This is a genomic window from Streptomyces sp. NPDC025651, assembly GCF_055558735.1.
In genome coordinates this window covers 124,731-137,616 of the sequence record NZ_JBVHLZ010000006.1, presented here as the reverse complement: position 1 = coordinate 137,616, position 12,886 = coordinate 124,731, and the positions used below count along the sequence as shown (strand labels likewise).

11 protein-coding genes and 1 pseudogene are annotated in these 12,886 nt (G+C 73.2%); 7 read left to right on the top strand and 5 right to left on the bottom strand.

The window, feature by feature from the left end; all coding sequences use genetic code 11:
• Positions 1-63: 63 nt before the first annotated feature.
• Positions 64-987 carry a LysR family transcriptional regulator ArgP gene (locus ACZ4D5_RS22550; RefSeq protein WP_467774167.1) on the bottom strand — a complete coding sequence of 308 codons (924 nt, stop codon included), beginning with the start codon at positions 985-987 and terminating at the stop codon, positions 64-66.
• Between the two features lie 108 nt (positions 988-1,095).
• Between ACZ4D5_RS22550 and ACZ4D5_RS22545 the strand changes: the two genes are divergently transcribed.
• Positions 1,096-1,710, top strand: a complete 615-nt coding sequence (locus ACZ4D5_RS22545) for a LysE/ArgO family amino acid transporter (RefSeq protein ID WP_467774166.1) — start codon at positions 1,096-1,098, stop codon at positions 1,708-1,710.
• 9 nt (positions 1,711-1,719) lie between these two features.
• Here ACZ4D5_RS22545 and thrS read toward each other — a convergent pair.
• Positions 1,720-3,012 (bottom strand): annotated as a pseudogene (gene thrS / locus ACZ4D5_RS22540) (threonine--tRNA ligase); the annotation flags it as partial.
• Between the two features lie 231 nt (positions 3,013-3,243).
• Complete coding sequence (locus ACZ4D5_RS22535) at positions 3,244-3,450, bottom strand: DUF4236 domain-containing protein (RefSeq protein WP_467774165.1); 207 nt, start codon at positions 3,448-3,450, stop codon at positions 3,244-3,246.
• A gap of 350 nt (positions 3,451-3,800) precedes the next feature.
• Between ACZ4D5_RS22535 and ACZ4D5_RS22530 the strand changes: the two genes are divergently transcribed.
• From ACZ4D5_RS22530 to ACZ4D5_RS22520, 3 genes are all read left to right on the top strand, one after another.
• A complete protein-coding gene (locus ACZ4D5_RS22530; RefSeq protein ID WP_467774164.1) occupies positions 3,801-4,547 on the top strand; it encodes an FG-GAP repeat domain-containing protein in 747 nt (248 codons plus the stop codon).
• Positions 4,548-4,926: 379 nt separating this feature from the next.
• Positions 4,927-5,100, top strand: a complete 174-nt coding sequence (locus ACZ4D5_RS22525) for a hypothetical protein (RefSeq protein ID WP_362324575.1) — start codon at positions 4,927-4,929, stop codon at positions 5,098-5,100.
• Between the two features lie 337 nt (positions 5,101-5,437).
• Complete coding sequence (locus tag ACZ4D5_RS22520; RefSeq protein ID WP_467774163.1) at positions 5,438-5,725, top strand: hypothetical protein; 288 nt, start codon at positions 5,438-5,440, stop codon at positions 5,723-5,725.
• A 182-nt stretch (positions 5,726-5,907) separates the two neighbouring features.
• On the opposite strand, the gene ACZ4D5_RS22515 is transcribed toward ACZ4D5_RS22520, so the two are convergent.
• Positions 5,908-8,784, bottom strand: a complete 2,877-nt coding sequence (locus ACZ4D5_RS22515; protein WP_467774162.1) for an AfsR/SARP family transcriptional regulator — start codon at positions 8,782-8,784, stop codon at positions 5,908-5,910.
• Positions 8,785-8,916: 132 nt separating this feature from the next.
• On the opposite strand from ACZ4D5_RS22515, the gene ACZ4D5_RS22510 reads away from it, so the two are divergent.
• The 3 genes from ACZ4D5_RS22510 (at position 8,917) to ACZ4D5_RS22500 (ending at position 11,949) form a co-directional block, all read left to right on the top strand.
• On the top strand, positions 8,917-9,783 hold the full coding sequence (locus tag ACZ4D5_RS22510) for a class I SAM-dependent methyltransferase (protein WP_467774161.1): 867 nt from the start codon (positions 8,917-8,919) through the stop codon (positions 9,781-9,783).
• A gap of 159 nt (positions 9,784-9,942) precedes the next feature.
• Positions 9,943-11,100, top strand: coding sequence for a serine hydrolase domain-containing protein (locus ACZ4D5_RS22505; protein WP_467774160.1), 1,158 nt, complete (start codon positions 9,943-9,945; stop codon positions 11,098-11,100).
• Positions 11,101-11,148: 48 nt separating this feature from the next.
• Complete coding sequence (locus tag ACZ4D5_RS22500; RefSeq protein ID WP_467774159.1) at positions 11,149-11,949, top strand: 2-phosphosulfolactate phosphatase; 801 nt, start codon at positions 11,149-11,151, stop codon at positions 11,947-11,949.
• On the opposite strand, the gene ACZ4D5_RS22495 is transcribed toward ACZ4D5_RS22500, so the two are convergent.
• Positions 11,906-12,886 (bottom strand): ornithine carbamoyltransferase, encoded by a 981-nt coding sequence (locus tag ACZ4D5_RS22495; RefSeq protein ID WP_467774158.1) that lies wholly within the window; start codon positions 12,884-12,886, stop codon positions 11,906-11,908. The genes ACZ4D5_RS22500 and ACZ4D5_RS22495 overlap by 44 nt on opposite strands.

Here is a 12,886-nt window from a genome sequence, read left to right as displayed (position 1 = left end):
GGCGTTCGGGCCCCTCGGTCCCTTCGTTTCCGCGCCGCGCCGCACCCGCCGGGGCGGCCCCCGTCACCGGTCCAGCGCCTCCGCCGCCGCGGCCGCCACCGCGTCCGCCAGCGCCGCGAGCGCGGGCGAGTCGAGCTTCCACTGCTGCCAGAACAGCGGTACGTCCACGACGCGTTCGGGATCGAGCAGGACCAGCGCGCCGGAGCGCAGCAGCGGCCTCGCCTGCGCGCGCGGCACCACGCCCCACCCGAGCCCCGCCTCGATCGCCTCGACGAAACCCCGCGACGAAGGGATGTGGTGCCGCAGCCTGCTCGCCCCGCGCCCGCCCGTCACCTCCCGCGCGAACTGGTCCTGCAGGGTGTCGCGGCGGTCGAAACAGATCACGGGCGCCTGGGCGAGGCCGGGACCCAGCGGTGCCCGCGGCCAGTCGCCGAGCCAACGCCCCGCGAACCCCGGCGCCGCGACCGGCAGATACCGCATCCGCCCCAGGCGGCGCACCGTACAGCCCGCCACCGCGTCCGGTGACGACGTGACCGCCGCCATCACCGCGCCCTCCCGCAGCAGCGACGTGGTGTGGAACTCGTCCTCGCGGCGCAGCTCGAAGCAGATCCGCAGCTCGTCGGGGACCCGGGCCAGCGCGGAGAGGAACCAGGTCGCCAGCGAGTCGGCGTTCACCGCGACCGGCAGCACGGCGGGCTCGCCCGACTCGCTGATGCCGAGATCGGCGCGGGCGTCCCGCTCCAGGCGCGCCATCTGGCGCGCGAACCGCACGACGACCTGCCCCGACTCGGTGGGCCGCACCGGCTTCGTACGCAGCAGGAGTACGCGCCCGGTCCTGCGCTCCAGTGCCTTGACGCGCTGGCTGACCGCGGACGGCGTCACGTGGAGGGCGGCCGCGGCGGCGTCGAAGGTGCCCTCGTCGACGACGGCGAGGAGCGTGCGCACATGGTCGAGCGGCAGCTCGGCCATCGACCCGGTCCCTGTCATCCCGGCTCCCCGGTTCCTGCCGTAGCGGCCCCTGTCATCACAATTGCTTAAGCTACCTGAGAATCTTTACCTGTACTCATGGCGTCAATGATCCTTAACGTCGGGGCCATGGGAACAGCACTGACCACCGCAGCCGCCGGATTCGGCACCGGACTCTCACTCATCGTCGCCATCGGGGCGCAGAACGCCTTCGTCCTGCGCCAGGGCATCCGCCGGCAGGCGGTGTTCACCGTGGTGGCCGTCTGCGCCCTGTCCGACGCCGTGCTCATCGCGGCGGGTGTCGCCGGGGTCGGCGCCGTGGTGACCGCGTGGCCCCCGGCGCTGACCCTCGTCGGCCTCATAGGCGGCGGATTCCTGCTCTCGTACGCCGTGCTCGCCGCGCGCAGGGCCCTGCGTCCGAGCGCGATGACGGCCACCGGCGCGACGGCCGGGTCACGCCGCGGCGCCCTCCTCGCCTGTCTGGCCATGACCTGGCTCAACCCGCACGTCTACCTCGACACGGTGCTCCTCCTCGGCTCCGTCGCCGCCGGTCACGACGGGCAGCGCTGGGCCTTCGGGATCGGTGCCGTGCTCGGCAGCGTGTGCTGGTTCACCGCGCTCGGCTACGGCGCCCGCCTCCTCAGCGGCTTCTTCGCGCGCCCCGGGTCCTGGCGGGCCCTCGACGGGCTGATCGCCGCGACGATGGGGGTCATGGGCGTGACCCTGCTCGTCGGCGCCTTCTGAGCCCCGCGGCTACCCGCGGGGCCCGGAGTCCCACAGTTCGGTGCGGTGCGCGTCGACCAGCGCGCCGATGCGGGCCAGGGCCTCGTCGGCGGGCAGCGGGGCGATGCGCCGCCCGTCGCGGAGCCGCAGCGCCACGAGGCCGTCGGCGTCCTCCTCGGCTCCGACGACCGCCTGATACGGCACCAGGCGCGCGGCCCGGACGCGGGCGCCCAGACTCCCGAGCCCGGGACCGGCGAGTTCGGCCCGCAGCCCCCGCTCGGCGCACCGCCGCAAGAGGCGCTCGGCACCGGGCAGTTGGGCCTCCGAGACCGGGAGGACCGCGACCTGGGTGGGGGAGAGCCAGGCGGGAAAGGCGCCGCCATGCCGCTCGACGAGGTGTGCGACGGCCCGCTCCACGCTGCCGATGATGCTGCGGTGCACCATCACCGGACGGTGCCTGGCGCCGTCCGGCCCGATGTAGTGCAGGTCGAACCGCTCGGGCTGGTGGAAGTCGACCTGCACGGTGGAGAGGGTGGACTCGCGGCCCGCCCCGTCGGCGACCTGCACGTCGATCTTGGGCCCGTAGAACGCGGCCTCGCCCTCCTCCGCCTCGTACGCGATCCCCGACCGGTCGAGGACCTCGGTCAGCAGAGCGGTGGAACGCCGCCACTTCGCGGGATCGGCGACGTACTTGCCGCCGGCGCCGGGAAGCGAAAGGCGGTAGCGGGCCGGGCGGATGCCCAGCGCCTCGTACGCGCGTCGGATCATCTCCAGCGCGTCCCGCGCCTCGTCGGCGACCTGATCCAGGGTGCAGAAGATGTGGGCGTCGTTGAGGTGGATGGCCCGCACCCTGCTCAACCCGCCCAGGACGCCGGAGAGTTCGGCGCGGTACATGCCGCCGAGTTCGGCCAGGCGTAGCGGGAGCTCGCGGTAACTGCGGGAACGCGAACGGTAGATCACCGCGTGGTGCGGACACAGGCTCGGGCGCAGCACGACCTGCTCTCCGCCCAGGTCCATCGGCGGGAACATGTCCTCGCTGTAGTGCGACCAGTGCCCGGAGATCTCGTACAGCTCCCGCTTGCCGAGCACCGGCGAGTACACGTGGCGGTAGCCCGCGCGGCGTTCGGCGTCGCGGACGTACTCCTCAAGGGCGTGCCGCACGGCCGCGCCGTCCGGCAGCCAGTACGGCAGTCCCGCGCCGATCAGCGGGTCGGTGCCGAACAGGCCCAGCTCGCGGCCGAGTCTGCGGTGGTCGTGCCGGACGTCCTGCCGTTGGTCCTGGCGGGTCTTGTGCTGGTGCATGGCGGTCTCCTCGCGGACAGAGGGCGAGTGACCACAAGCCGAAGCCCCGGGGCACTCGCCCCGGGGCTTCGGACTCGAACATCGGTCAGCGCGCCGGGACACTCTCCGGCGTCGTCGTGTTCATCGCAGCGCGCTTCATGCGGGTGACCGTAGCAAGTTCGCTGCCGACCGGGCGACCGAATTGAATCCGGCCGTCGCGTGCGGGCTGTCGGACGCGGATCGTCGAGCGCGGGCTGTCGGACGCGGACCGCCTCACCGCCGCCGACCGCGGCGCGCCCGCGTCGTGCGCCGCCATCCGAAGGGGCCGGGCAGATCCATCGACGTGGTGCGCCGACCGGTGCTGCTGCGCGTGCGCCGGGGGCCGTGCGGGCCGCCGGTGGTGATCGACCAGGAGCGCTTGTTGATGTTCAGACGCACCCCGGGAAGTATCCGGATGCTCTTGCGGAATGTGAGTGGCATCGACTCCTCCTTGCGTGCGGCCGTGCGGGCCGCCTGCTCGCGTACGTCCGCGAGTACCCGCCGGAGGGGCCTTGGTGCTGCTTCCGCCGCCGCGGCGAAGGTGTCCACGGATGAGTCCCGAGGGGGCAATGAACGGGCCGTGAACGATTCCGCGTCCCATTCCCGCGTTCCAGGCCGGCCACGTCCGGCCTGCTCAGGACGCGCTTTCGCGTTCCAGCGTCCCCAACTGCCCGGATTTCGTTGCCTGTGCGACCGATCACCCCACAGGCTCGACACGTGCTCGTCGGGCAGGGCGGCAGGCCCGGTTCCGACGCACGGCTCAGCAGGAACGACATGAGGAGTTCGCACAGATGGTTCGTAAGCGTTCACGTCTGATCGCCGCACCCGTCGCGGCCGTCGCCCTGACCCTGACGGTCGCCGGCCACCAGGCCAACGCGGCCGGTTCGGCGGCCTCGGGCGGCGCGGGACAGCCGGACAAGGCCGCCCGGGCGGCGGGCCCGTGTCTGGCCGGCGCCACGACGCTGCTCGGCGACCTCGACGGCGACGGCGTCGCGGACAAGATCATCAACCCCGGGTACACCGGCACCAGGATGACGGTTCAGTGGGGCGCCGCGGACGGCTCCTTCGGCGCGAAGCAGACCGTCAGCAAGCTGATCGGCACCAAGCGGGGCGAGGTCGGCACCGCCGCGGTCGCCGACTTCCAGAACGACGGCACCCTGGACCTGGTCGTCAACATCGTCGAGCCGTCCGGCGTGGACGACCCCAACACGGCCCGTGTCGCGGACTTCCGCCCCGGACCGCTCAAGCGCGCCGACCTCACCTCCGCGCACCCCCGTCGCCTCGACATCGGCAGGGCCAGCGAGGTCAAGGAGCTCCGCGTCGCCAACTACGGCGGCGACGCCCACCCCGACCTCGCGATGCTCAGCAACGCCGGGGACGGCGTGTGGGAGCGCGGCGTGCGCCTGTCGAAGCCGGGCAAGGGGCCGGGCGACTACAACCAGGACGACGAGCAGAAGTACGGCGACTGGGGCACCCCGGCCGAGCCGCCGTCCATGCCGGTCGACGGCTGGAAGCACTTCTACAAGGCCTGCTCCTGACCTGTACCGGGCAGTGCGGGGCGTCGCCGGTCCATGGGAGGGGAGACCGGCGGCGCCCTGAAGGCGCGGGAGGCCCTCGGCCGCCGCGCCGCCGGGCCGTCGTGGTGAGCGTCAACGCAACCGGTCACGATGCCCGCCTCGCGCACGGGAACGAATGCGGGGACCGCAGGGTCTCCCACGGTCCGGCCGCGGTGGAGCGGCCGAACAAGGACACCTTCTGTCCGTGAGGGACCTCTTACGTGTGAAGGTCGTCACAAGCGGTGGTCTCATGATCGGAATCGGGTGCCACCATGGCACCGAATTCGCGTAAGGTCGCGGGTCGGCCGCATACGGACGGCCGACCCGAGTCATGCAGTCACCGAACAAGGAGCCGCAGGTCATGCCGGCCAATGACGCCACCCAGGCGCCGATCTACCACACCCTCGTCCAGGAGCAGGGCGACGTCCTCGCCACGGCCCGCAAGGCCGCCGAGGAGACCCGGCAGACGGCAGAGGACGTGCTTGACTTCAGCACCCCCACCCGGGTGGGCACGCCTGCCGGACCCGCCTCCTAGCGGGTTCCCTGCGGGAGCGGCGCGGCATGGAGGGCGGGAGGGCGCGGGCCGTGAGGGGCCTGGGCCGAGGGCGTCGTGGCCGCCCTGGACCGGGGGTCGGCCGGGCGTTCCGCGACCCCGACCAGGACGTCGCCGTGACTTCCGCGAAGGGTGAGCCGCTCTCCCACGACAGGTCGGGCGGCGCGTGCCTTGAGAAGGCGACGGTGGAGCCGTCGCCGCCCCTGTCAAGGGCGTGCGCGCAGGCTCTGTTGGACGCCTTGGACACCCCGTGGGGCCCGTGACCGGCCCCGGCTGCCCCGCCTCGCGCCTGAGGCGGCCGATCGGTCAAGATGGCGCGATGGACTACGAGTTCTGGAAAGAAACCCACGAACGCGGCGGCATCCCGGCGGTCAAGAGCGCCCTCGAAGCCCTCCCCGAGGACCTGTCCCCGGAGGCCGCGGGCGCCGCGACCGAGCTGGCCCTGCAGGTCATCGAGGAGGACATCGCCCGCATCAACGCCCGCGCCGACCAGGCCGAGACCCGCGCCCGCGAACTGGCCGAACAGGCCCGCGAGGTGAACCGACAGCTCACGGACCACGCCACACGAACGACAGGCGAAGCGGCACCGGAGGGCTCCGCCACGTGAGGTGAGGCCAGGCGGAGCGAGACCAGGCGGGGCGAGACGGCGCGGGGCGAGGTCATGCCGGGCGAGGGAGCCACGTAGAGGACCGCCCTCTCACGACCGCTCCTCCCACACACGACTCACGACCGCTCCTCCCACACACGACCGCTCCCCATGACCGCCCCCCTCCACACACAACCGCCCCCTCACGACCGTGCCATCAGCCGCACCGTCGCCGTCTCGTACCGCGCCTGCAGCCCCGCGTCCGGCGACACCCGCAGGAGCGCCCCGAGGGCGCGCACCGCGCCGTCGTCGAAGCCGCACGACTCCGCCTCGTGCGCCGCGGCCTCCAGGCGGCGGATGCCCTCGCTCTCGTCGCCCATTCCCAGGAGCGCCTCTCCGAGCACGGTGCGCAGCAGTACGCGGGCCGCCGTCGAGGACTCCGAGGGGGCGTCCAGGTCCAGCGCGGCGACGGCCGTCTCGAAGGCCGCCTGCCACTCCCTTGCGTCGAGGCGGTGCCGGGCGAGGTGGTAGAGGGCGAGGCGCTCGGTGTGCCGGTCACCGACGCTGTGCGCCAGCTCCGCCGCGAGCGCGCACCCCTCGGCGGCCTCCTCGGGGCTGCCGAGCTCGGCCTGCGCCAGCGACAGGTTGATCAGCGCGGTCGCCTCGCCGCGCGTGTCGCCGGAGCGCGATGCGAGCGCGGGCGCGGCCTCCAGATGGACCAGCGCCTCCGCGGTGCGGCCCTCCTCCGTGAGGACCCACCCGAGCAGCGCGAGCACCCGCGACTCGGCCCGCACGTCACCGTCGGCCCGCGCCGCCTCAAGTGCCGTGTGCAGCAGGGGAGTCCACCCGTCCCGCACCCGCCACACGATCTGCGGCCACAGCGCGAGCACGATCCGCCACGTCCTGCCGTGCAGCCCTGCCGCGTGTGCGGCCGCCGCCGCCAGCGCCAGGTCGTCGCGCTCGGCCGCGTACCACTCCATGGCCTGCTCGCGGCCGGTGAACTCCCTCGTCGCCGGCGGCGGACGGAAGTCGACGGGCAGCGTGAAGCACGACTCGTCGCCCGGCTCGGCCGCGTCCGCCGCGGCCAGCGCGGTGGCCATGCCGTGGTCGAGCACCCGCACCAGCGCCTCCGGCCCGGCGCCCAGGTCGCGCGCGTACAGCCGGACGAGATCGTGCAGCGTCCAGCGGTCGGGACCGGTCCGCACGACGAGATGAGCCGCGGTGAGCGTGTCCAGCGCGGCCTCGGCCGTGACCGGATCCGAGCCGGCGAGGGCCGCCGCCGTGTACCGGTCGACGTGCGTGCCGGGATGGCGCCCGAGGTGGGCGAAGTGGTGCGCGGCGCTCGCGGGCAGCCGCCCCGCGGTGAGCCGAAGCGCCGCCCGTACGCCCGTGTCCTCCACGTCCAGGAGGCTCAACCGGCGGGATTCGTCGGACAGTTCGGCGGCCATCGCGCCCAGCGACCAGTCCGGCTGGTCGGCCAGCCTGGCCGCCGCCACCCGCAGCGCGAGCGGCAGCCCGCCGCACAGCTCGGCGAGGCGCCGCGCGGCCACCTCCTCCGCGAGCACCCGCTCCTGGCCGAGCACCGCGGCGAGCAGGGCGGTGCTGTCCTCCGGTTCGAGTACGTCGACGGGGACGGGCCGGGCGGCGTCGGAGGCGATGAGACCGCGCAGCCGGTACCGGCTGGTGACCACGGTGACGCACCGGGCGCCGCCCGGCAGCAGGTCCCTGACCTGTTCGGAGGCGCGCGCGTTGTCGAGTACGACGAGGAGTTGACGCTGGGCGCTCAGGGACCTGAACAGCGCGGCCGCGGCGCTGTCCGACTCCGGTATCCGGCGCGGCGCGACCCCCAGGGCCAGCAGGAACTCGCGCAGCACCTCCAGAAGGGACGGCTCGCCGGTGTCGCTGAACCCGCGCAGGTCGGCGTAGAGGAGCCCGCCGGGGAACTGGTCGCGGCTGCGGTGCGCCCAGTGCGTCACGAGCGCGGTCTTGCCCACGCCCGCGGGCCCCGTCACCAGGCAGACCGGCGCCTCGCCCGCGGCGGCCCGGGACAGCGCGGTGAGTTCACCGGCGCGCCCGTGGAAACCGCGCGGCATGCGGGGCAGGAGGTCGATGGTGCCGGGGAGCGGGGCAGCGGGAGCCCCCGGTACCTGTACGGGCGGGGGCACGGCGACCGGAGCGGACGGGGAAGCGGGAACCGGAGCGGACGGCGAAGCCGCGACCGAGGCGTCGGGGGATGCCGTGACCGACGTGTCCGAGGATGCCGTGACCGGCGCCCGCTCCTGACGCGGCGCCACGGCCGGGGGACCGGCGGCGGCCACCCGCAGCGCGACGTCCGCCTCGTCCTCGCCGCGCAGCACGAGCGCGTACGCGTCGGCCAGCTCCCGGCCCGGGTCGACGCCCAGCTCGTCGGCGAGCAGCCGCCGCGTCCGGTGGAACCAGTCGAGCGCCTCCGAGCGCCGCCCCGCCCGCTGAAGCGACCGCACGAGCGCGGCGGACAGAGATTCGCGCAGCGGATGGACACTGGCCTCCGCGCGCAGCACGGCGGCCGCCCGCGGGTGCTCGCCCATGCGCGCGTAGGCGTCGGCCAGCGACTCCACGGAGGCGAGACGGAGTTCCTCCAGCGCCTGGGCCGCGGCCTGCAGGGGCTGGCTCGGCGACGCACCGGTCAGCGCGGGCCCCTGCCACAGCGACAGCGCCTCCTGGTACATGGCCACGGCATCGGCGGGCGCACGCTGACTGCGGGCCAGCGTCACCAACTCCTCGAAGCGGTGGGCGTCGAGGAGCGACTCCGGCATCCGCAGGACGTACGCCGTGCCCTGGGTGACCAGTTCGACGCCGAACATCTCGGCGTCCGCGCCCGTGAGCAGCACCCGCAGGCGCGACACATGGCCCTGGATGACACCGCGGGCCCGCGGCGGCGGCTCGTGGTCCCACAGAGCGTCCGTCAACTGGTCGACCGGAACGGGATGGTTGGGCCTCAGCAACAGCGCGGCGAGCAGGCTGCGCCGCTTGGCGGGACCGAGGGGCAGCACGCCGACCTCAGTGGCCACGGAAACCGCTCCGAGCAGCCGGAACTCCACTGATGCAACTCCTCCTGCGGGAAAAGAGCCACATTACCGGAGCGGAAAGTGGTGAAATCACCGGCGGTCGTACAGAAACCGGCGGCCGTGCGGAGAGCCGGAAGCGGAACCGGGTGAGGGCGGTGAGCGGGCATGGTGGCCGGCTGGGAGTGGGACGACACGCTGTTCGCGGGCACCGCCGCCCACTACCGGCGCGGCCGGCTGCCGTACGCACCGGGACTCGCGGACGTGCTCGCCGACGCCCTGGCACTCGACAGCCGAGGACGCCTCCTCGACGTGGGGTGCGGACCGGGAGTCCTCACTCTGACGCTGGCCCACCTGTTCGAGGAGGCCGTGGGGGTGGACCCGGACGCCGGAATGATCGCCGAAGCGCGCCGCGAGGCCGCCGGTCAGGGCCTGACCGACACGACGCACTGGGTGCAGAGCAGGGCGGAGGACCTGCCCGCGGGCCTCGGCACGTTCACGGTCGCGACCTTCGCCCAGTCCTTCCACTGGATGGACCGCGACCTGGTGGCGGCGGCCATGAAGGACATGCTGGTGCCCGGCGGGGCATGGGTGCACGTCTCGGACCTGAAGACGGAGACACGGTCCGTGGACGGCCTCCCGCACCCGCCGGCGCCCTACGCCGCGATGGACGACCTGGTGAAGCACTACCTGGGCCCGGTCCGGCGAGCGGGCCGCGGCGCCCTCCCGCAGGGCACGCCAGGCGGCGAGGCGGAGGTGCTGGCCAGGGCGGGATACGCGGGCCCGCAGCGCCATGTGGTCCCCGGCGGACAGCCCCTGGAACGCACCGTCGACGACGTCGTGGCCGGAGTCTTCTCGATGTCGTTCTCGGCCCCGCACCTGTTCGGCGCCCGTCGCCCCGACTTCGAGAGGGACCTGCGCGCGTTGCTGCGGGAGGCGTCCCCGTCGGGCCTTTTCTCGGAACGCTGCCCGAGCACGGAGGTCTTCGTCTGGCGGAACGGGGCCGCCGCTCCCGCAGGTGCTCATGGGCCGTGACGCGCCTGAAGCGGGCTGTGACGAGCCGGAAGAAGGTCACGGCGCGCGCCCTGTCGTCGAACATCCCGCTCAACCCCTACGCCCCTGTTCGCGGTCTTGCTGCTCGAGTGGCACGTGAGGTGGCACATGAAGTGACGGGCGACACCGAGGAGAAGCGGTATGGCGTTACGGAAGAGGACGACGGCCGGTGTGGTGGGCGTCGTGGCGGCGGCGCTCGCGGCCACGGCTTTCGCGGGCCCCGCGTCCGGTGCGGATCGCTCGGCGCGGGACCACCGGGCCACGCAGCGCGCGATGGAAGCCGCCGTGAAGGCCGGTACCCCCGGTGTCACGGCCCAGGCGCGGGACAGGAAGGGCGTGTGGTCGGCGGCGTCGGGCGTCGGCAATCTGAAGACGGGTGAACCGCGCGGCAAGAACGACCGGTTCCGCGTCGGCAGCATCACCAAGACGTTCGTGGCGACCGTCCTGCTGCAGATGGAGGCGGAAGGAAGACTCAGCCTCGGCGACACCGTCGATGATCACCTTCCCGGCCTGGTGCGGGGCAACGGCAACGACGGCGGCAGGATCACCGTGCGCCAGCTCCTCAACCACACGAGCGGCCTGTTCAACTACCTGGCCGACGAGGAGTACGCGAAGACGTACATGCGGGGCGACGGCTACCTCAAGAACCGCTACGACACCCTGCCGCCCGAGAAGCACGTGAAGGTGGCGCTCGCGCACAAGCCGCTGTTCGAGCCCGGCGAGAGCTTCTCCTACTCCAACACCAACTACATCCTGGCCGGCCTGATCATCGAGAAAGTGGGCGGACGGACGTACGAGGCCGAGGTCCGCGACCGCATCATCAAGCCGCTGGGGCTGAAGTCCACGTCCCAGCCCGGCAACGGCATCCACCTGCCGAAGCCGAGCAGCCGCGGCTACGCCAAGTTGTTCCCGTCCGAGCCCGGCCGGATCGACGACATCACGGAGATGAACGGCTCGCAGGGCTGGGGCGACGGCGACATCATCTCCACCGCGGGCGACCTGAACCGCTTCTACAAGGCCCTGATGCGCGGCACGTTGCTGCCGAAGAAGCAGCTGAAGGCGATGAAGACCACCGTCGCGGTCCCCGACGCACCGGGCATGGCGTACGGCCTGGGGCTCACCCGCTACACGACGAGCTGCGGCACCGAGCTCTGGGGCCACGGCGGAGGAATGGTGGGCTGGCTCTCCATGGCCGTCACGACCGGCGACGGCCGCCACCAACTCGCCTACAACTACAACGGGGACTGGACCCCGCAGACCATGGCCACCATCAAGGAAGCCGAGTACTGCGGGTCCTGATCCCGAGGCGTCAGGACACGGCCCTGCCTCTTCCGGCATGCTCTCGCCATGGGTGACCGGTATCGGCAGGCAGGGCACGGCGTCCGCTTCGAGTGGGGGCCGACGGGAGCCGAGCGGCTGGCGGCGGACGTGGAGTGCGTCGTCATCGTCGACGTGCTGTCGTTCACGACCTCGGTGACGGTCGCGGTGGAGGCGGGGACGCGCGTCTTCCCCTACCGGTGGCGCGACGGGACCGCATCCGCGTACGCCGCCGAGAAGGACGCCCGGCTCGCGGTCGGGCGGCGGATGGCCACGCCGTCGTCGCCCTGGTCGCTGTCGCCCGCGGCCCTGCGCGCCGCCCCCGTCGTCCCGCGCCTGGTGCTCCCCTCGCCCAACGGCTCGGCCATCGCCGCGTCGGCCGGTGCCTCCCTGGTGGTGGCCGGGGCGCTGCGCAACGCGACGGCCGTGGGGCACTGGCTCGTCCGGCAGGGCTACGGGACCGCTGAGCACCCCGTGGCGCTGATCGCCGCGGGGGAGCGGTGGCCCGACGGAAGCCTGCGGCCCGCCGTGGAGGACCTGCTCGGCGCGGGGGCCGTCCTCCGCGTCCTGCGCGAACGGCTCGGTGACACGCTGTCGCCCGAAGCCGCCGTGGCGGAGGCCGGGTTCGGGGCGACGGCGGACGTGCGTGCGGCGGTGACCGCAGGGTCCTCAGGGCGGGAGCTGATCGACGGCGGCTTCGCCGATGACGTGGCCATCGCCGTCGAACAGGACGCGTGCGCCGCGGTGCCCGTCCTCGTGGACGGCGCGTTCACCGCCGCGCCGCGGCTCAGCGAGGCACTCCCGCGAGCGTTCCGTCGAACAGCTGGGTGAGCAGGGCCTTCTGGACGTGCAGGCGGTTCTCGGCCTGCTGGAAGATCCTCGACCGGGGGCCGTCCTTGACCTCGGCGTCGACCTCCTCGCCCCGGTTGGTGGGCATGCAGTCGAGGAACACCGCGTCGTCACCGGCCAGCCGCATCAGCGGCTCGGTGATCCGCCAGCGGTCCGCGAGGCGCGTCCTGGCCTGGATCTCCTCCTGCCCGGCGAGCGTCGGGGACTTCCAGCTCAGGGTGTACACGGCCGCGCAGTCGCGGACCGCCTCCTCCAGGTCCTCGGTGAGCTCGACGCTCGCCCCGGTGCGCGCCGCGACGTCACGGGCGGCCCGGGTCACCCGCGCCTCCGGGGCGAAGCCGGGCGGGTGCGCGACGGTGACGCGGTGGCCGAGCAGGGCCGCGGCCATCATGGAGGAGTGCAGCACGCCGGGCGTCTTCTGCCGCGGCGAGTAGGACCACGCGTACACGATCCGCCGGGCGGGGACGTCACCGCCGTACAGCTCGCGCAGCGTGAGGAGGTCGGCAAGGACCTGGCAGGGGTGCTCCTCGTCGTCCAGGGCGTTGATGACGGGAATGGTCGCGAGGTCGGCCATCGTGCGCAGCCGGCGGTGTCCCGCGCCGGGGTCCCGCATGTCGTACCAGCGCACGACGAGCGCGTCGAGGTAGCGGTTGAGTACGCCGATGGTGTCCTCGATCGACTCCCGGTTGGCCAGGCGGAGTTCGTCCACTCCGTAGGGGAAACTGTCGGCGCCGAGCTGGGACGCGGCGACCTGGAAGGAGACCCTGGTCCGGGTCGAGGGGACGTCGAAGAGCAGGCCGAGACAGCGTCCGGCGAGATGAGGGCCGCGGTCGTCGCCCCGCTTCATCGCCTCGGCGAGGTCGAGCAGCGAGCTCAGCTCCTTGGCGGAGAGGTCCTGGATCCGGAGGAGGTGTCGCAC

Coding starts and splice junctions, on each gene's coding strand:
- ACZ4D5_RS22525 (WP_362324575.1), top strand. CDS start 4,927: ATGCCGGCCAATGACGCCACCCAGGCGCCGATCTACCACACCCTCGTC.
- ACZ4D5_RS22520 (WP_467774163.1), top strand. CDS start 5,438: ATGGACTACGAGTTCTGGAAAGAAACCCACGAACGCGGCGGCATCCCG.
- ACZ4D5_RS22530 (WP_467774164.1), top strand. CDS start 3,801: ATGGTTCGTAAGCGTTCACGTCTGATCGCCGCACCCGTCGCGGCCGTC.
- ACZ4D5_RS22545 (WP_467774166.1), top strand. CDS start 1,096: ATGGGAACAGCACTGACCACCGCAGCCGCCGGATTCGGCACCGGACTC.
- ACZ4D5_RS22505 (WP_467774160.1), top strand. CDS start 9,943: ATGGCGTTACGGAAGAGGACGACGGCCGGTGTGGTGGGCGTCGTGGCG.
- ACZ4D5_RS22500 (WP_467774159.1), top strand. CDS start 11,149: ATGGGTGACCGGTATCGGCAGGCAGGGCACGGCGTCCGCTTCGAGTGG.
- ACZ4D5_RS22535 (WP_467774165.1), bottom strand. CDS start 3,450: ATGCCACTCACATTCCGCAAGAGCATCCGGATACTTCCCGGGGTGCGT.
- ACZ4D5_RS22510 (WP_467774161.1), top strand. CDS start 8,917: ATGGTGGCCGGCTGGGAGTGGGACGACACGCTGTTCGCGGGCACCGCC.
- ACZ4D5_RS22550 (WP_467774167.1), bottom strand. CDS start 987: ATGACAGGGACCGGGTCGATGGCCGAGCTGCCGCTCGACCATGTGCGC.